This window comes from Salinilacihabitans rarus (assembly GCF_024296665.1).
Taxonomy (GTDB): domain Archaea; phylum Halobacteriota; class Halobacteria; order Halobacteriales; family Natrialbaceae; genus Salinilacihabitans; species Salinilacihabitans rarus.
Window position 1 is genome coordinate 1,540,179 of sequence record NZ_CP100762.1, and the last position, 16,454, is coordinate 1,556,632.

Annotated in this window: 20 protein-coding genes and 1 tRNA gene; 14 read left to right on the forward strand and 7 right to left on the reverse strand. The window is 71.9% G+C overall.

Features of this window, described 5'->3' with window-relative positions:
- The first annotated feature begins 94 nt into the window (after nucleotides 1-94).
- A tRNA-Tyr gene (locus tag NKG98_RS08030) sits at nucleotides 95-168 on the forward strand.
- A gap of 128 nt (nucleotides 169-296) precedes the next feature.
- Here NKG98_RS08030 and NKG98_RS08035 read toward each other — a convergent pair.
- Together NKG98_RS08035 and NKG98_RS08040 are read right to left on the reverse strand one after the other, a co-directional pair.
- Nucleotides 297-833: a methyltransferase family protein gene (locus NKG98_RS08035; RefSeq protein ID WP_254769139.1), complete on the reverse strand. Its 537-nt coding sequence runs from the start codon at nucleotides 831-833 to the stop codon at nucleotides 297-299.
- Nucleotides 834-925: 92 nt separating this feature from the next.
- Entirely contained in the window at nucleotides 926-1,330 is a 405-nt protein-coding gene (locus NKG98_RS08040; protein ID WP_254769140.1) for a hypothetical protein, read from the reverse strand.
- Nucleotides 1,331-1,605: 275 nt separating this feature from the next.
- On the opposite strand from NKG98_RS08040, the gene NKG98_RS08045 reads away from it, so the two are divergent.
- Nucleotides 1,606-1,824 (forward strand): hypothetical protein, encoded by a 219-nt coding sequence (locus NKG98_RS08045; RefSeq protein WP_254769141.1) that lies wholly within the window; start codon nucleotides 1,606-1,608, stop codon nucleotides 1,822-1,824.
- Between the two features lie 249 nt (nucleotides 1,825-2,073).
- Here the strand turns inward: NKG98_RS08045 and NKG98_RS08050 are convergent, their stop codons facing one another.
- The 3 genes from NKG98_RS08050 to NKG98_RS08060 all read right to left on the reverse strand — a co-directional run bounded on the left by NKG98_RS08050 (nucleotide 2,074) and on the right by NKG98_RS08060 (nucleotide 4,818).
- A complete protein-coding gene (locus tag NKG98_RS08050; protein ID WP_254769142.1) occupies nucleotides 2,074-3,147 on the reverse strand; it encodes an SPFH domain-containing protein in 1,074 nt (357 codons plus the stop codon).
- A gap of 99 nt (nucleotides 3,148-3,246) precedes the next feature.
- Nucleotides 3,247-3,504 (reverse strand): S8 family serine peptidase, encoded by a 258-nt coding sequence (locus NKG98_RS08055; RefSeq protein WP_343230444.1) that lies wholly within the window; start codon nucleotides 3,502-3,504, stop codon nucleotides 3,247-3,249.
- 6 nt (nucleotides 3,505-3,510) lie between these two features.
- Entirely contained in the window at nucleotides 3,511-4,818 is a 1,308-nt protein-coding gene (locus tag NKG98_RS08060) for a M14 family zinc carboxypeptidase (RefSeq protein ID WP_254769143.1), read from the reverse strand.
- A 208-nt stretch (nucleotides 4,819-5,026) separates the two neighbouring features.
- Here NKG98_RS08060 and NKG98_RS08065 point away from each other — a divergent pair, with 208 nt between their 5' ends.
- The gene (locus NKG98_RS08065) at nucleotides 5,027-5,311 is read left to right on the forward strand and encodes a HalOD1 output domain-containing protein (protein ID WP_254769144.1); all 285 of its coding nucleotides are present in this window, start codon (nucleotides 5,027-5,029) and stop codon (nucleotides 5,309-5,311) included.
- Between the two features lie 68 nt (nucleotides 5,312-5,379).
- Here the strand turns inward: NKG98_RS08065 and NKG98_RS08070 are convergent, their stop codons facing one another.
- A complete protein-coding gene (locus tag NKG98_RS08070) occupies nucleotides 5,380-5,664 on the reverse strand; it encodes a translation initiation factor eIF-1A (RefSeq protein ID WP_256558480.1) in 285 nt (94 codons plus the stop codon).
- A 492-nt stretch (nucleotides 5,665-6,156) separates the two neighbouring features.
- Here NKG98_RS08070 and NKG98_RS08075 point away from each other — a divergent pair, with 492 nt between their 5' ends.
- The 4 genes from NKG98_RS08075 to NKG98_RS08090 all read left to right on the forward strand — a co-directional run bounded on the left by NKG98_RS08075 (nucleotide 6,157) and on the right by NKG98_RS08090 (nucleotide 10,198).
- On the forward strand, nucleotides 6,157-6,540 hold the full coding sequence (locus NKG98_RS08075) for a DUF5789 family protein (protein WP_254769145.1): 384 nt from the start codon (nucleotides 6,157-6,159) through the stop codon (nucleotides 6,538-6,540).
- Between the two features lie 67 nt (nucleotides 6,541-6,607).
- Nucleotides 6,608-7,219 carry a translation initiation factor IF-2 subunit beta gene (locus NKG98_RS08080; protein WP_254769146.1) on the forward strand — a complete coding sequence of 204 codons (612 nt, stop codon included), beginning with the start codon at nucleotides 6,608-6,610 and terminating at the stop codon, nucleotides 7,217-7,219.
- A 95-nt stretch (nucleotides 7,220-7,314) separates the two neighbouring features.
- Nucleotides 7,315-8,940, forward strand: coding sequence for a long-chain-fatty-acid--CoA ligase (locus NKG98_RS08085; protein WP_254769147.1), 1,626 nt, complete (start codon nucleotides 7,315-7,317; stop codon nucleotides 8,938-8,940).
- 52 nt (nucleotides 8,941-8,992) lie between these two features.
- The gene (locus tag NKG98_RS08090) at nucleotides 8,993-10,198 is read left to right on the forward strand and encodes a M24 family metallopeptidase (protein ID WP_254769148.1); all 1,206 of its coding nucleotides are present in this window, start codon (nucleotides 8,993-8,995) and stop codon (nucleotides 10,196-10,198) included.
- Here the strand turns inward: NKG98_RS08090 and NKG98_RS08095 are convergent, their stop codons facing one another.
- The gene (locus NKG98_RS08095) at nucleotides 10,199-10,606 is read right to left on the reverse strand and encodes an SHOCT domain-containing protein (protein WP_254769149.1); all 408 of its coding nucleotides are present in this window, start codon (nucleotides 10,604-10,606) and stop codon (nucleotides 10,199-10,201) included.
- 93 nt (nucleotides 10,607-10,699) lie between these two features.
- On the opposite strand from NKG98_RS08095, the gene NKG98_RS08100 reads away from it, so the two are divergent.
- From NKG98_RS08100 to NKG98_RS08130, 7 genes are read left to right on the forward strand one after another with little or no spacing between them, the layout of a single operon-like run.
- Nucleotides 10,700-11,326 (forward strand): HAD family hydrolase, encoded by a 627-nt coding sequence (locus tag NKG98_RS08100; protein ID WP_254769150.1) that lies wholly within the window; start codon nucleotides 10,700-10,702, stop codon nucleotides 11,324-11,326.
- Nucleotides 11,327-11,360: 34 nt separating this feature from the next.
- Nucleotides 11,361-12,311, forward strand: coding sequence for an adenosylcobinamide-phosphate synthase CbiB (cbiB, locus tag NKG98_RS08105; RefSeq protein WP_254769151.1), 951 nt, complete (start codon nucleotides 11,361-11,363; stop codon nucleotides 12,309-12,311).
- Complete coding sequence (gene cobS, locus NKG98_RS08110; protein WP_425504400.1) at nucleotides 12,308-13,075, forward strand: adenosylcobinamide-GDP ribazoletransferase; 768 nt, start codon at nucleotides 12,308-12,310, stop codon at nucleotides 13,073-13,075. Before cbiB ends, cobS begins: the two co-directional genes overlap by 4 nt.
- Entirely contained in the window at nucleotides 13,075-13,668 is a 594-nt protein-coding gene (locus NKG98_RS08115; RefSeq protein ID WP_254769447.1) for an NTP transferase domain-containing protein, read from the forward strand. The genes cobS and NKG98_RS08115 overlap by 1 nt, the downstream gene beginning before the upstream one ends.
- Nucleotides 13,659-14,684: a nicotinate mononucleotide-dependent phosphoribosyltransferase CobT gene (gene cobT / locus NKG98_RS08120; RefSeq protein WP_254769152.1), complete on the forward strand. Its 1,026-nt coding sequence runs from the start codon at nucleotides 13,659-13,661 to the stop codon at nucleotides 14,682-14,684. Before NKG98_RS08115 ends, cobT begins: the two co-directional genes overlap by 10 nt.
- Complete coding sequence (gene cobD / locus NKG98_RS08125) at nucleotides 14,674-15,702, forward strand: threonine-phosphate decarboxylase CobD (protein ID WP_254769153.1); 1,029 nt, start codon at nucleotides 14,674-14,676, stop codon at nucleotides 15,700-15,702. Before cobT ends, cobD begins: the two co-directional genes overlap by 11 nt.
- Nucleotides 15,695-16,444 (forward strand): adenosylcobinamide amidohydrolase, encoded by a 750-nt coding sequence (locus NKG98_RS08130; RefSeq protein ID WP_254769154.1) that lies wholly within the window; start codon nucleotides 15,695-15,697, stop codon nucleotides 16,442-16,444. Before cobD ends, NKG98_RS08130 begins: the two co-directional genes overlap by 8 nt.
- The last annotated feature ends 10 nt before the right edge of the window (nucleotides 16,445-16,454 follow it).

Sequence of the window (16,454 nt, forward strand, 5' to 3'; positions counted from 1 at the left end):
ATCAATCATTCTCCCGCGTCCGACAGTCGTCACACGCGAACCGTCGAACGGAATAATAACCCTTATGTCTCCCTCGTCTGCTACGTAGGAGTGACCGCCCTTAGCTCAGACTGGTAGAGCAGCCGACTGTAGATCGGCTTGCCCCCCGTTCAAATCGGGGAGGGCGGACTCCGCGACCAACCCCGTGAGCGGAAAGCAGGTCCTGCCGAGCCGGTTCGAACGCGGAAGTCACACGCCCACGCAGCCGAGCGACCGCCCCGGGCCGCTGTCCCCACGTGGCATCCGAATAGGGGCCGCTATCGCTCACGTCCGGGCCGTGGGACGTAGAACGGCGTCCGCTCCCGGTACTCCCGATAGGCCCCGCCGAAGCGGTCTTCGAGCTCCCGTTCCTCGACGCGCTTGATATACGCTACCTGAGAAGCCGTGAAGAGGCCGGTCAGACACACCGCCGAGGGCGAACCGGCCCGGAGGCTCACGCCCAGGTAGTAGAGGGTCGTCCCGAACGACATCGGGTTCCGCGAGTAGCGGTACGGCCCGTCAGCGACTAGCTCCTGTGTCGGTATCCTGGGGACCGGCGTCCCCTCGCCGCGGACGAACTGGACCGCGATGGACCACGTCGCGAACGTCAACCCGAGGGCGGCGACCGGCGAGCCGAGGGCTCCGACCGGCCCGCGGTCGAATCGGGGGAGTCCGAGCGCCTCGTCGGCGCGTCGCCCGCCGGTAACGAGAGCCACGGGGACGGCGAGCGCGAAGAAGAGCGTCTGGGGAACCAGCGCGAAGAGCCGAACCGCCGCCGTGTACTCCTGGTCGGCCCACCGGTCGAACGGCTCCATGTGGGCGGCTACGTCGGCCCCGGTAATAGCTCCTGCAGGGTGACGGCGGCCGGCCGCGCCCGACAACGACGGCTCCGTCCGCGACGAGCAGTTCACAGGGGAACGTACCGACGGCGGCGGTAGAGGTAGTACGCGATGGCGGGAACCGACACCGCGTAGAGGAACGGAAGGTCCGCCCCGGCGGCGACGTAAACGACCCCGACGCCGCCCGCCAGAAACCGACTCGGCGCGTCCCGCTCGTGTCGGGCGATCGCCCGGGCGTCGAGGTACAGCGACGCGGCGACGGCCGCCGACAGAACGACCGCGGACCACGAACCGAGTACGATCAGCGCGAAGGCGACGATGCCGACGAGGACGCCCCCCTCCGATCCCGTGGTCGAGGTGAAATCGACCGAGGCGAACGTCGTCAGGCCGGCGCTGGCGACGAGTTGCAAAAGCGGCGGGAGAGGAAAGAGGGCGACGCCGTACCGCCAGCGGGGATCGGACGATTCTGGCACGGCCCGACGTTCACAACCGGTAGTGATAAGCGTTCGTTACCACGTCGCCGGCTGGCGTGTCCCGCCGACACGAGACGACGTTTCGGGCGGCCGGTCTTCCGAGCGACGGCCACGCCCTCCCGACGCGTACTTACGTACTGTCGTATCGCATTCGGAAACTACTTCGTCTCGAACGATATATGATCTGTCGTATGCCGTTGAAATTACCGCCGGGGAAAGTGATTGATCCGGAACAGCGGGTCGGAATTACGCCGGACGGGGACCGCTTTCACGCCATGCGAACGGCCGACGTCTCGTACTGTGGCATCCCGCACGAGGCGGATCGGGGGAGTCGCCGCGGCCGCGAGCGGGTGATCCACGACGTGGTCCCCCTGATCCGCCTGTTCGGGAGCCACCGGTGGGACTGCGAGCGCTGTCGGGAACGGGACGGCTTTCGGATCGTCGACGCGGACGCGGTCGACTACGATCGGATCTTCGACGAGTACGACCTCTGACCGGGGAGCGACTCGTCCCGCCGGTCGTCACGGCCCGCCGGAGCGCGTAGGCGAGACAGACGAGGCCGGTGAACTGGATCGCGTGGGCCGCGGTCCAGAAGCGTCCTGCTGGGGGAGCGAGAGCACGTCGCCGGGGGACTCCCCCGGCGGTCCGTATCTTCTCACGTCCGACGCGACGGACCCGCGTACGAAGCATCGTGAATACGGTCTGGGGAGCCGACAGGTCGACGAAACAGGTATCTCCCGTCGTCAGTCCACGACGACGTCCGCGCCCTTCTCGACCGCCCGCGCCTGCCGCTCCACCGCTTCGAGGTCCACCGCGACCTCTTCGTCGATCTCGCCGACGATCTCGGCGATGTCGTCGAGGCCGATCAGTTCGCGGGTCTCGGCGTCGAACGACCGGCTCTCCAGACGCGCACCGTCCTCCTTGACGTCGCTGCCGGTGAGGTGCTTGCCGTAGCGGCCGACCAGCGACGACAGTTCCTGCGGGAGGACGAACGTCGTCGACTCGCTCCGGCCGATCTCCGCGAGCGCGTCCAGTCCCCTGTCGATGACCGCGCGCTCGCCCATCGACTCGGCCGACCGCGCCCGGAGGACCGTCGAGATGGCGTCACCCTGCGCTTCGAGGATCTGGCTCTGCTTCTCGCCTTGCGCGCGGATGATGTTCGACTGCTTGTCACCCTGGGCCTTCTCGACGGCGCTGCGGCGTTCGCCCTGCGCTTCGAGGATCATCGCGCGGCGCCGGCGTTCGGCGGAGGTCTGTTGCTCCATCGCCCCCTTGACGTCCCGCGAGGGCGTGACCTCGCGGACCTCGACGGCCTCGATGCGAATCCCCCACTCGTCGGTGGGTTCGTCGAGTTCCTCGCGGATGCGCACGTTGATCCGGTCGCGCCTGCTGAGCGTGTCGTCGAGTTCCATGTCGCCGAGCACCGCCCGCAGCGTCGTCTGCGCGAGGTTCGAGACCGCGCGCCGGTAGTCGTCGACTTCGAGGAACGCCCGTTTGGCGTCCATGATCCGGATGTAGACGACGGCGTCGGCCGTGACCGGCGAGTTGTCGCGCGTGATCGCCTCCTGGCTCGGGACGTCGAGCGTCTGCGTCCGGACGTCGAACCGGTGGACCCGGGAGACGAACGGCGGCACGACGTTCAGCCCGGGCTGGAGGAGCGTGCGGTACTCGCCGAAGACGGTGAGCGCGCCCCGGTCGTAGGCGTCGACGAACGTCACCGACTGCCAGAGGACGACGACGGCGACGACGAGCACGAGCGCCCCGACCGCGAGGGTCGCGTCGGCGACCTGCAGTGGCTGCGTGAAAATCTCACTCATGCGTACGCTCGGGGCCCCGCCCGAATAACGTGTTCGGTGCCGGTGGTCGCGATTCGCGGCGAAAGAAACCCGTCGGTCGCTCCGCCGCTCCCGGGCGCGCTAGTCGCTCACCGCGGCCAGCGTGTCGAGGTAGCCGCCTTTCCCGTAGTACTCGTCCGGGTACTCGTCGGGTACCTCGGCAACGCGCGTGAGCGCGTTGGCCACCTGATTCGCGTTGTAGCCGGGGTTCGCGCTCGCGACGAGCGCGGCGGCCCCCGCGACCTGCGGCGCGGCCATCGACGTACCGGCCAGGCACGCGTACCCGTACTCGGCGCCACGAACGTTCGACGGCTCGAAAACATGGGTCGATGGTCGCAGCGGTCGTCAGCGGTACGGTGCGGTCGACGCGCCGTACAGCGGCGTGTCGAAGTAGGTCTCGACGTCGTACTCGCCGAGATCGGGGTCCTCGGCGAGCGCGTCGAACGATTCGAGGAAGCTGACGCGGGTCAGTTCCAGCATCCGGCCGAACGCCTTCTGGCCGAGGTGGTCGGTCTGGTAGGCCACCTCGTAGAGCATCCCCGCGACGGGGTCGCCGCCGTTTGCGACGTTCGGACACAGCCCGTCGAGGTACGACCCCCACAGGGGGTAGTAGCCGTAGCGGGTGACGCTGTCGAAGACGCTGTTCCCGCGCTCCCCGAGCGCGTCGATCACCAGCGAGTTCAGCTTGATCGAGCGGTCGCTGGTCTCGGCGTCGATGAACGGGTTGACCGCCTCCGAGACGGGTTCGTGACCGGCCGGGAAGAACGGCGAGCGGTCGAGGTACGCCTCGCCGTACTGGGCCATCACGCTCAGCAGAGTCTGTTTCGGCGGCTGGTTGCCGTCGCCGGAGCCCGGGTAGAGGTTGCCGCCCTTGTGGTGGTGGGTGATCGCGTAGTCGGGGTCGGCCTCGACGAACGACTCCGTGACGGCCCGTACCTCCGGCGTCAGCCGGAGGCCGCTCGAGTAGAGCGTGTGGCCCTCGTAGGGCATGTCGAGGTAGTCGTCGGTCCACCACGCCTCCTCGTCGTCGGTCCGCGGGTCGAACTCCGCGGACGGCCGGACGTTGAAGTCCCGGTTCATGTCGTAGCCGCCGTCGTAGTGGTAGTACGGGCGGTACCGGGACTCGCCGTCCCACGGCTGGGTGTTCTGTCGGCGGGCGACCCACTCCTCGTCGCCGTCGCCGTCGAAGTCGTAGCGGTACATCGCGCCGTCGGGGTTGACCCGCGGCACGATGGTAAACGAGAGGTTGTCGAGGATGCGGTCGACCTGCCGCGAGTTGCTCTGTGCGAGTTTCTTGATCACTTCGAGGGCCACTTCGGTGCCGATCGGTTCGTCGCCGTGGATCTGCGTGATCAGGTGGATCTTCGTGTCGCCGCCGCCGACCTCGACCTCCCAGATGGGGTCGTTACGGCCGGCGGAGCGGCCGATCTCGCGCAGGTCGATCCGCCCGCTCCGGTCTTCGATCTTCGCGAGTTCCGTCGCGAGTTCCTCGTTGGTGTGGAAGGCGTTCAGGTTGATCGATCGCTCGTTGCCGAGTCGCGGGCCGCCCGGGCGATACCGCTGGTCGTCGTCGTATCTCGCGCTGGCCGTACCGGTCGCGGCCAGCCCGAGCGTCGTCACACCGGCAGCTTTCACGAACGTTCTTCGTCTCATGAGTTCTCTCCCCCGGGGGCGAAGCGGCGTTGGGACTCGTCGTCGTCCGGTCCGTACCGCTCCGTCCCACGAGTAACACACTCTTTCGTCACAGAAAAAGCGTTCTCCTGAATAGTTTGGTTACCTAAGTAAGTCGCTCGTGGCCGACTGTCCGGAGTACCTGAAGACATACGAAGTGTCCGTCGGGCGACTATCGACCGAACGTCCGATGACCGAGCGACCCGACCCCGCGCCCCTCTGTGAGTACGACCCCGATCCGGAGACGCCGGTCAGCGTCGCCGTCCTCGAAGCCGTCGCCGCCGCGAGGGGGCTTGACTCCACGGAACTCCTGCCGACGTACGGCTACACCCTCTTCGACCGCGTCGATCCGGGCGCGCTCGACTCGCTCGTCGCCGACCGCGACGCCGTCGACTTCGCGGTCGAGTTCGAACTCTACGGCTCGCGCGTCCGGATCGAGGGGGCAAACCGGATCCTCGTCTACGAGGCCGACTGAGCGCACCTCTGGAGCCGCGGCTCGTCGTCTCGGTCGTCGGGAGAACTCGCCGTTTCGCCCGTCGCGTATCAGTCGATGTGGCCTTCGCGCCGGAGCTGGTCCGCGTCCTGACCGGTGTAGCGCCACTCGATGGTGGCCTTCTCGTCCTGCCAGTCCCACGGCTCGGCGAGGACGACGTCGTCCTCGTTGATCCAGGTGCGGTACTTCATGCGGCCGGGGATGCGGCCGAGTCGGGTCTTGCCGTCCTGGCAGTGCAGTCGAACGTGGTTGCCACCGAGGTGCTCGGTGACGACGGCGAACAGCTCGTTGTCGTTGGGCATTCGGAGATTCCGGCGCCCGGTTTCTTCGCTCACACCCCCACTACGACGGGCACACGGTTAAGTGGTCGGAGAGACACGCTAACTCATCACACGGCACGGCCCGCGAGCGATCCGGTAGGCTCTCGCGGCGACAGCGCCAGGAGGGATGGTACACCCGTGCGGTAGCGCCGGCAGGTGGTGGTGGTGGTCTCTCACTACCGCAGGGTAGCGGGAGTACGACACGAATCCCCCTAAGGGCCACCGGCAGAGGCAAAGCGTACGCGAGCGGGTTCGAAGTCGAAGGTTCCCGCCGACCGACGGCCCCCGTCGACCGGGGAAGACGCGTCGGCGGGGCGAGGCGTCGCCCTCTCGACAGCGGGGAACGGTGGATGGCACGGAACTGTCGCGGACGCGCCGTCGAGGCGTCGATTCGGGGCCGTAAAAATGCTGTATATGTGTGCGATAGAGGGCTATAGAGCGCTCTGGCCCGCCGGACACGCGGTAGCCGGCCGGCCGCTTTTGTGCGGGGTCGGCGTACCGCGGCGCATGAGCGAGGAACCAGACCCCGAGCGAGTACAGCGCGGCGCGCGGGAGCGCCAGTCGGCCCGGGCGGACCACTCCGAGTCGATCCTCGAGGCGGTCGGCCGGCACCTCGGCGAGATCGAGTACCCCGTCACGGGCGAGGAGCTGTCGGCGCAGTACTCGATCGACGAGATGGACCTGCCGAACGAGACGGAGTCGCTGGGCGACGTCTTCGACCGCCTGACGAACGAGGAGTTCGCCTCCGAGGCGGAGGCCCGCGAGCGCATCTACGGCGAACTCACCGGGGAGGCCGGCGGCCCGAGCGAGGCGAACCCCGAGCGCGCCGTCCAGGACCTCGACGAGGAGGCCCAGAGCGGGCCGACCGAGAGCGGCGCCGAGGACCGCTGAACCCCCGCGTGGGGCCCCGGAACCCGATAGCAGAACGGCTTTACGTCGCGGCGCACTTCCCACGCGTATGGATTACGAGTCGAGTCTCGACCGGGCGATGGAGAACGTCCCGGACATCGGTGGCGACGAACAGCGACTGCAGATCCCCGACGCCGAGGCCCAGAAGGACGGCGCGTTCACCCGCTTTACGAACCTCGGGGAGATCGCGGACGTCCTCTCGCGGGAGGACGAGCACCTCCACCGGTTCGTCCAGCGCGAACTGGGGACCAGCGGCAAACTCGCGGACGGCCGCGGACGGTACAACGGCTCGTTCTCCGGGCAGGACTTCGACGCGGCGATCGACGCCTACGTCGACGAGTACGTCCTCTGTTCGGAGTGTGGCCTGCCGGACACCCGTCTCGTCCGCGAGGACCGCACGCCGATGCTGCGCTGTGACGCCTGTGGCGCGTTCCGGCCCGTCACGAAGCGCTCCTCGGGCGGCCAGCAGCAACAGCAGCGCGAGGCCGTCGAGGAGGGCGAGACCTACACCGTCGAGATCACCGGCACCGGCCGCAAGGGCGACGGCGTCGCCGAGAAAGGCGAGTACACGATCTTCGTCCCGGGCGCCAGCGAGGGCGACGTCGTCGAGGTCTACATCAAGAACATCTCCGGCAACCTCGCGTTCGCGCGACTGGCCTGAACGCTCTCTCCTTCGATTTCTCGCGGCGCGAGCGACGGCCGGTCGATTTCGCGCCAACCTCAACGTCTTTCATGACGGTTGGCGTACGCCCGCTCATGGAACGGCCGCTGCTGGTGACCGACTTCCTGGACCGCGCGCGGACCCACTACGGGGACTGTGAAGCCATCGTCGCGACGACGGGCGAGCGCTACACCTACGAGGAGTTCGGCGAACGCGTCGACCGACTCTCGCGGGCCCTGCGCGAGCGGGGGATCGAGAAGGGCGACCGCGTCGCCGTCCTCGACCCGAACACCCACTACCACCTCGAGGCCGCCTACGCGGCGATGCAACTCGGGGCGATCCACACGCCGCTGAACTACCGGCTGACGCCCGACGACTTCGCGTACATCCTCGAAGACGCGGGCGTCTCCGCCGTCGTCGCCGACTACGAGTACGGCGAGAAGATCGACGCGATCCGCGACTCGGTGCCGACGGAGACCTTCCTCGCGAACGACCCCGAGGCGCTGGACGGCGAGTGGGAGGGCGTCGACGCGGCCATCGAGGCCGCCGACCCGCTCACGAAAGCGGAGCGCCCCGAACTCGCGGAGGACGAGACGATCACGATCAACTACACCTCGGGGACGACCGGCGACCCGAAGGGGGTCTGTCGGACCCACCGGACGGAGACGATCCACGCCTACCTCGTGTCGATCCACCAGGAACTGCGCGACGACGACGTCTACCTGTGGACGCTGCCGATGTTCCACGTCAACGGCTGGGGACACATCTACGCGGTCACGGGGATGGGCGCGAAACACGTCTGCACCCGCGGGATCGACGCCGACGGGATCTTCGAGGCGATCCGCGAGGAGGACGTCTCGTACTTCTGTGCGGCGCCGACGGTGCTCAACATGCTCGGCGACTACTACGACGAGCACGCCCCCGAGACGACCGGGGCGCGGCCGGTCCGGGTCGCCACCGCGGGGGCGGCCCCGCCGGAGGCGACCATCCGCCTCGTCGAGGACGAGTTCGGCTGGTACCTCAAGCACGTCTACGGCGCGACCGAGACGGGGCCGCTGATCACCACCTCGGACGCGCGCCGCCACCTCGATGCCGCCGACGACGAAGGGACCCGGTTCGCGATCAAGAAGCGCCAGGGTCTGGGCTACCTCGGCACCGAGGTCAGGGTCGTCGACGAGGACGGCGAGGACGTCCCGGCCGACGACGAGACCCTCGGCGAGGTGGTCGTCCGCGGCAACCAGGTGATGGACCGCTACTGGAACCAGCCCGAAGCCACCGAGGAGGCCTTCTCCGACCGGATCGAGGGCTACTACCACACGGGCGACCTCGCGACGGTCGACGAGCGCGGGATGATCTCGATCCAGGACCGCAAGAAGGACATCATCGTCTCCGGCGGCGAGAACATCTCCAGCATCGAACTCGAGGACGCCCTGTTCGAGCACCCCGAGGTGGCCGACGTCGCGGTGATCCCGGCGCCCAGCGATGAGTGGGGCGAGACCCCGCAGGCGTTCGTCGTCCCCGCCAGCGGCGACCCCGACGACCCCGGCGTCACGAGCGACGAACTGACCGCGTTCACCCGCGAGCACCTCGCGGGCTACAAGGCGGTTCGCCGGATCGAGTTCGTCGCGGAACTGCCGACGACCGCGACCGGGAAGGTCCAGAAGTACGAACTCCGCGAGAAGGTCTGGTCCGACGAGGAGCGGATGATCGGCGAGGGATAGTCGGCGCGACCGCGGCCTGAACCCTTTTGTCCCCGTCCGGCGAGGGTCGGGTATGGCGACGCGACTGCCCGACGGCGAGTTCGAGGCCCGCCTCGAACGCGTCCGCGACCGGATCGCCGAGACCGACGCCGACGCGGGCGTCTGGTTCGGCGCGACGAGTATCGAGTACCTGACCGGCTTCGACCACATCCGGACCGAGCGGCCGGTCGCGCTCGCGGTCACCGACGAGCGGGTCGAACTGACGGTGCCGCGTCTCGAAGTCGAGCGCGCGAGCGAGATCCCGCGGATCGACGCGTTCCACCACTACGCCGACTATCCCGGCGGCGACCCGATGGCAACCGTCGCCGAGATGCTCGACGGCCTCGGCGCCGACGCCGTCGCGGCCGACGCCGAGAGTGCGCCGGGGACGATGGGCTACCAGGGGCCGCCGCTCTCCGTGTTCGTCGACGTCGAGACGCAGGCCTGGGTGCGCCGGATGCGCTGGGAGAAGTCCGACGCGGAGGTGGACCTGATCCGCGAGTCCGCCCGCTGGGCCAACCTCGGCCACCGCTACCTCGCCGACTACACCGCGGTCGGCGCCCACCCCGCGACCGCGAGCCAGCGCGCTTCGACGGACGCCTCGCGGGCGATGCTCGACGCGCTCGGCGACCGGTACGCCACCCGCACCCGGGGGACGGGCCCGGTCACGGCGGGGTACATCACCGGCGAGCAGACCAGACTGCCACACGGTCACACGGCCAACCGCCGCCTCGAAGCGGGCGACGTGCTGATCACGGGCGCGACGGCGAACGTCGACGGCTACCACTCCGAACTCGAACGGACGATGTTCCTCGGGGAACCGACCGACGAGCAGGTCCACTACTTCGAACTCGTGCTCGAAGCGCAGACCATCGCCATCGACGCGCTCGGCCCGGGCGTTCCGATCGCCGCCGTCGACGAGGCGGTGTGGTCGTACTTCGAGGAGCAGGGCGTGACCGACCTCGCCCAGCACCACGTCGGCCACAACATCGGGATGGAGGGCCACGAACCGCCGTACATCGACCGCGGCTGGGGCGACCACTGCGAGTCCGACCACACGAACTACGACGCCGACGACGCCGCGATGCGCCCGGGCCACGTCTACACGATCGAACCCGGCATCTACACCGACGCGTACGGCTACCGCCACTCGGATACGGTCGCGATCACCGAGGACGGCACCGAGCGGCTCACCTACTTCCCGCGGGACCTCGACGGGAACGTGATCCCGGTCGAGTAGTCAGCGGTCGGTCGCCGGTTCGCGCTCCCGCGGCCGTTCCCGCTCTCGCCGCCCGCCAGCCCGCTCCGGCACCCCGTCTTCCGTCTCCAGCAGGCGCTCGAGACCGCGCTCGAACTCCGCCTCGCCGATCTCGCCCCGGGCGTAGCGCTCGCGCAGGGTCTCCAGCGGGTCCGCGGTCCGCTTCCCGTCGCCGTCCTCGATGCCGAGCATCTCCTCGGTCACGACCCCGGCGAGGGGCAACAGCCCGATCCAGCAGAACGCGAGGGCGAAGGCCGCGGCGCCCGCGGCCGCGGCGGGCCCGAACGTGAGCCAGACGACGGCGCCGACCAGCATCGCGAGCGGGAGCGCCCCGACGGCGATGAGCGCGAGAACCGTCGATCGAAACCGACGACGACCGTTCCTATCCATGCGCCGAGATGTTCGACGAACCGAAAAAGCGTTACGGGGGACGGCGCCCGCGCGACCGCGGGAGTAAAGTAAACTTGTGCTAGTCACACGAACGTGGCAGTATCGTTCGACCTCTTCGGCACGCTCGTCGACGTCGACCGGCCGGTAGAGCCCGCGGCGGCGGTCGCCGACGAACTCGCGGCCCGCGGCGTCGCGGTCCCGGACGGCTGGGCGGACCTGTACGCGTCCGCCCACGTCGACGCCCCCGCGGGCGCCGAGGTGCCGCTCCCCGCACACGTCGGCCGGGCGCTCGCGAGCGCCGGCGTCGACTACGAGGCCAACGCCGTCAGGCGCGCGGTCGTCGCGGCGTTCGACCCCGACGTCGGGACCCGGGACGGCGCGCCCGCGGCGGTCGCCGCCGCCCGCGAGCGCGGCCCCGTCGCCGTCTGTTCGAACTGCAGCGTTCCGGAACTCGTCTCGCGGACGCTGATCCGCTCGGCCCTCGACCGCGACGCGTTCGACGCCGTCGTCACGAGCGTCGCCTGCGGCTGGCGCAAGCCCGCGCCCGAGATATTCGAGACGACGGCGGACCGACTCGGCGTCGACCCCGCCGACCTCGTCCACGTCGGCGACGACCCGGAGACCGACGGCGGGGTCGAGGCGGTCGGCGGGACCGCGGTGCTCCTCGACGAGACGCCGCTGGCCGACGTGCCCGCCGCACTCGAGGTGATCTCGGCGTGAGACGGACCCCTTCCGGGCCGGGACGGAGGGCCCCGTGACGGCGACGACGCTCGCGGTCCTCGGGCTGGCGTTCAGCCTCGACCTCCTGCTCGGGGAACCGCCGAACGCCCTCCACCCGGTCGCGTGGTTCGGACGGCTCGTCGCCGCCGTCGACCGCGAGCGGCCCGCCGGCGGGCGGCGACGGCGGCTGGCCGGCGTCGCGGTCGCCGCGGTCCTCCCGCTGGTCGCCGCGGCGGTCGCCGGTGGATTCGTCCTCGCGGCCGGCCTCGTCGGCCCGCTGGCCGGCTCGGCCGCCGCCGCGCTCGTGCTCTTTTCGACGACCAGCCTGCGGCTGCTGCTCGACCTGACGGGCGAGGTGGTCGACGCGAGCGACGCGGACCCGGCGTCGGCCCGCGAGGCGGTCCGCGGGCTCGTCGGCCGCGACGCCGCGACGCTCTCGCCCGCCGAGATCCGGAGCGCGGCGGTCGAGAGCGCGGCCGAGAACCTCGCCGACGGGCTGGCCTCGACGCTGCTCCCGTTCGCCGTCCTCGCGCCGCTCTCGCTACCGCTCGCGGCGGCCGCGGCCGCGTGGGTGAAGGCGGTCAACACCCTCGACTCGATGCTCGGCTACCCCGACGAGCCACTCGGGACCGCGAGCGCGCGGCTGGACGACCTCGCGATGTGGCTCCCCGCCCGGCTCTCGGCGGGTGCGATCGCGCTCGCGGCGCTCGACCCGGCCGCGGCCCGGCGGGCCCGCCGGTGGGCGCGCGTCCCCGCCTCCCCGAACTCGGGGTGGCCGATGGCGACGCTGGCCTGCGCGCTCGACGTCCGCCTCGAGAAGGCCGGCGCGTACGTCCTCCACCCGGAGGCCGCGCTCCCGACCGCGGCCGACGGCGAGCGCGCCGTCGCGGTCGTCGGCCGGGCGGCCGTCCTCTCGGTGGCGCTCGCGGCCGCCCTCTCGCTGGCCGCGCCGGCGCTCGCGCGACTCGCGGGGGTGAGTCCGTGATCGTGCTCTCGCCGGCCGCGCTGCGCGGGGCGTTCGCCTTCCTGACGCGACTGCCCGCCGGCGGCCGCGACGCCGAGGCCGACTGGGCGGCGTTCCGGGCGACGCCGGCGACGTTCCCCGTCGTCGGCTGGGTCGTCGGCGCCCTCGCCGCGCTCCCGCTGGTCGCCGCGGGGACGCTCCCGGCGCCGACGGTCGCACTCGGCTACCTGCTCGCGGTCTACCTCCTCACCGGGATCCACCACCTCGACGGCGTCGCCGACTGCGGCGACGCGCTGGTCGTCCACGGCGGCGCCGACCGTCGACTGGCGATGTTGAAGGATACGACGACCGGCGTCGGCGCGCTGCTCGCCGTCTCCGTCGTCGTCGCCGGCGTCGCCCTCGGCGGCCTCGGCCTCGCGGGGCTCCCCGTCGCGGCCGCGGTCGGAATCGCGGTCGCCGCGGAGGTCGGCGCCAAGGTCGGCATGGCCGCGCTGGCCTGCCTCGGGCGCGCGGCCCGCGAGGGCCTCGGCTCGCGGCTGACCGCCGCGGCCGACCCCGCCGCGGTCGTCGCGCCCGTCGCGCTCGGCCTGCCGGCCGCCGCCCTCGGGTGGCCCCACCCCGCCCCGGCCGTCGCAGCCGGCGGCGCCCTCGCGGGCGCGGCCCTCCCGTGGGCGTGGGCGCGTCGGCGCCTCGGCGGCGTGACGGGCGACGTCTTCGGGGCGGCCAACGAGGTCGGTCGCGTCGTCGGCCTCCACGCGGGGGTGATCGCGTGGACGCTCTGGTGATGTGCGGCGGCCGCGGCACCCGCCTCGAAAGCGCCCGCGAGAAACCCCTGCACCCCGTCGCCGGCGTCCCGATGGTCGACCGCGTCCGCCGGGCGCTGGCGGCGAGTGCGGTCGAGACCGTCCGCGCGGTCGTCTCGCCGAACGCCCCCGAGACGCGCGCGCACCTCGAAGCCGCCGGCGTCCGGACGGTCGAGACGCCCGGCGAGGGGTACGTGACCGACCTCGGCGTCGCGCTCGACGCGCCCGGCGTCGAGACGCCCGCGCTGACCGTCGCGGCGGACCTGCCGCTGCTCGACGGCCCCGCGGTCGACGCGGTCCTCGCGCGCCACCGCGGCGACGCCTCGCTCGCCGCCTGCGTCCCGACGGCGCTGAAACGCCGGCTGGGCGCCGGCGGCGAGACGACGCTCGACGACGCCCCCCACCTCGCGCCGACCGGGGTCAACGTGGTCGGCGGTTCCGATCGACGAATGACACACACGAGCTACGACCCACGACTCGCGATCAACGTGAACCGACTCGAAGACGCCCGCGTCGCGGCGGCGCTGCTCGAACGCGACGGCCCGGAGACGAGGGGGGAGGACCCGTGCGAGTGATCCTCGCCGCGGGGACGACCGAGACCGCGCTGATCGACGGCATCAGCGCCGCCGGCGCCGCGCCGGCGCTGACGGGCCACACCCCCGCGGCCGACGCCGAGATCCTCGTCTACGGCGAGCCGACGGCGGCGCCCGTGACGCCCGTCAGCCCGACCGGCTGTCCGACGCCCGCGGCGATCACGCGCGCGGTCCGCGAGGTCGTCGGCTTCGACGCGACGGTCCTCGACGCCGGCCTCTCGGAGCCGACCGCGGCGCCGACGGTCGACCTCGACGCCGCGCCCGGCCGCGACGTCCGCGAACCGGCGGCCGTCCCCGGCGCGGCGACGATATTCGAGCGTGCCCGCGCGTTCGGCGCCGGACTCCCGGACGACGAGGTGCTGGTCGGCGAGACGATTCCCGGCGGGACGACGACCGCGCTCGGCGTCCTCGCGGCGCTCGGGGAGCCGACCGGCGTCTCCTCCTCGCTCCCGGAGAACCCCCTCGAACGCAAGCGACGGATCGTCGCGGAGGGACTGGCCGCGAGCGGCGTCGACCGCGGCGACTGCGCCGACGAGCCGTTCGAAGCGGTTCGGCTGATGGGCGACCCCGTCCAGACCGCGGTCGCCGGCGTCGCCGCCGGCGCGCTCGCGGCCGGGACCGACGTGACCCTCGCCGGCGGCACCCAACTGGTCGCCGTCGCGGCCCTCCTCCGTCGCGCCGGCGTCGACGCGCCGCTGCGGCTGGCGACCACCTCGTTCGTCGCCGCCGACCGGGGCCGCGACCTCGAAGCCGCCTGCGAGCGCCTCGACTGCGACCTCGTCGTCACCGACCCGGATTTCGACGCGTCCGACCACGTCGCGATGGCCCGCTACCGCGCGGGCGAGGCGAAGGAGGGCGTCGCCATGGGCGGGGCGCTCTCGCTCGTCCCGGCGTGGGCGATGCCGACGGTCCGGACACGGATCGAGACGGTCTGCGAGCGACTGGGGGTCGCGGAGGCGGTCGCGGACGCCGCGGGAGGTGAGCCCCGTGGACCCTGACGCGATCCGCGAGTCCGGGCGCGTCCCCCACGGCGGCGACCCGGACCCGTCGGTCCTCGACTTCTCGGCCAACGTCAACCCCCGGACGCCCGACGGCGTCGCCGAGGCGTACGCCGACGCGCTCGACGCGGCCCGCCGGTACCCCGACGACGGCTACCCCGCGTTCCGCGCGGCCGCGGCCGAGTACGTCGGCTGCGACCCCGAGGCCGTCGTCCCGACCCCCGGCGGCCTCGCCGCGATCCGACTCGTCTGCGAGGTGCGCCTCGGGCCGGGCGACGAGGCGCTCGTCCCCTACCCGAGTTTCGGCGAGTACGCCCGCGAGGTGCGCCTGCAGGGCGCCCGGCCGCGGTTCGTCCGCCGCGACGACCTGTTCGAGGTGGGCGAGGCGGTCCTCGACCGCTGTGCGCTCGCGGTCGTCTGCACGCCGAACAACCCGACCGGCGAGGCGGCCGACCCGGACGCGCTCGCGGCGTTCGCCGACCGCTGCGCGGCGGCCGGGACGACTCTGCTCGTCGACGAGGCGTTCCTCGGCTTCACGGACGTGCCGTCGCTCGCCGCCGCCGAGCGGGAGAACGTCGTCGTCGCGCGCTCGCTCACCAAACTCTTCGGCCTGCCGGGGATCCGGGCGGGGTTCGCCGTCGCCCGCGGCGGGACGCGCGACGCCCTCCGGACCGCCCGGCGGACGTGGAACCTCGGGACGCCGGCGGCGCGAGTCGGCGCGCACTGCATGCGCGACGAGGCGTTCGTCCGCGAGACGCGCGAACGGGTGGCGAGCGAGCGCGAGCGGCTGTTCGCGGCCTTCGAGGCCGATCCGCGGTTCTCCCCGTCCCCCTCGGACGCCCCGTTCCTGCTGTGTGACGTCGCGGGCGCCGTCGACGACGTGCTCGACGCGGCGCGCGAGCGCGGCGTCGCGCTCAGGGACGCGCGGACGTTCCGCGGCCTCGACTCGCACGTCCGCGTGGCGGTGAGAGCGCGCGAGGCGAACGACCGGCTGCTGGAGGTGCTGTGCCGTGACTGAGCCGTTCCCGGCGACGCGCGTCGACGGCGTCCTCCGGGTGTGCCGGCCCGACGCGGAGTGGCTGCACACGGGCTGGAACGGCGGCCGCCGCGTCGCCGACGTCGCCTACAACGTCTCCGTCCCGGAGGGGTGGGCCTGCGACGACGTCGAGTCCTACGTCGCCGACCGTCTCGACCGGGCGGGATTCGACGGCGACGGCCCCGTCCTGCTCACGGGCGTCGACCTCGAACACGCCCGCGGCGCCCGCTGCGGGCCCGTGACCGCGTACGCGACCGCGGGCGTCTCGAACCCGGCGGCGCTGCCGATAGAGCCCGCGGGCGGCGCGTTGCCCGACGGGCGACTCGAACGAGGGGACGATGCGGCCGGTACCGTGAACCTCGTCGTCTGCACGACGCGGGCGCTCGGGGACGGCGCGCTGGCGAACCTGGTCGCCGTCGCCGCGGAGGCGAAGGCGGCGACGCTGCTCGCCGAGACGGGTTTCCCGGGGACGACCACGGACGCGGTCGTCGCGGGCCACGACCCCGCGGGCGCGCCCGCCGAGTTCTCCGGAAGCGCGACGCCGGTCGGCGCCGCCGCGCGGGCCTGCGTCCGCGAGGCGCTCCGGGCGGCCCTGCGCTCGCGCTACGCGGGGACCGACGCGACGCTCCCCGACTCGGTCGCGGCGGCGGCCTCCGGCGTCTCGACGGACGTCCGCGCCGACGTGTTCCGGCCCGAAGCGGCGCGACCGGACCCGGAACCCTAAACCGACGCGC

Excerpts from the sequence above, each read along its gene's own strand:
- NKG98_RS08095 (WP_254769149.1), bottom strand. The coding sequence starts at position 10,606 with ATGGATAGGAACGGTCGTCGTCGGTTTCGATCGACGGTTCTCGCGCTC.
- NKG98_RS08115 (WP_254769447.1), top strand. The coding sequence starts at position 13,075 with ATGTGCGGCGGCCGCGGCACCCGCCTCGAAAGCGCCCGCGAGAAACCC.
- NKG98_RS08060 (WP_254769143.1), bottom strand. The coding sequence starts at position 4,818 with ATGAGACGAAGAACGTTCGTGAAAGCTGCCGGTGTGACGACGCTCGGG.
- NKG98_RS08085 (WP_254769147.1), top strand. The coding sequence starts at position 7,315 with ATGGAACGGCCGCTGCTGGTGACCGACTTCCTGGACCGCGCGCGGACC.
- NKG98_RS08065 (WP_254769144.1), top strand. The coding sequence starts at position 5,027 with ATGACCGAGCGACCCGACCCCGCGCCCCTCTGTGAGTACGACCCCGAT.
- NKG98_RS08045 (WP_254769141.1), top strand. The coding sequence starts at position 1,606 with ATGCGAACGGCCGACGTCTCGTACTGTGGCATCCCGCACGAGGCGGAT.
- NKG98_RS08050 (WP_254769142.1), bottom strand. The coding sequence starts at position 3,147 with ATGAGTGAGATTTTCACGCAGCCACTGCAGGTCGCCGACGCGACCCTC.
- NKG98_RS08080 (WP_254769146.1), top strand. The coding sequence starts at position 6,608 with ATGGATTACGAGTCGAGTCTCGACCGGGCGATGGAGAACGTCCCGGAC.
- NKG98_RS08035 (WP_254769139.1), bottom strand. The coding sequence starts at position 833 with ATGGAGCCGTTCGACCGGTGGGCCGACCAGGAGTACACGGCGGCGGTT.
- NKG98_RS08090 (WP_254769148.1), top strand. The coding sequence starts at position 8,993 with ATGGCGACGCGACTGCCCGACGGCGAGTTCGAGGCCCGCCTCGAACGC.
- NKG98_RS08075 (WP_254769145.1), top strand. The coding sequence starts at position 6,157 with ATGAGCGAGGAACCAGACCCCGAGCGAGTACAGCGCGGCGCGCGGGAG.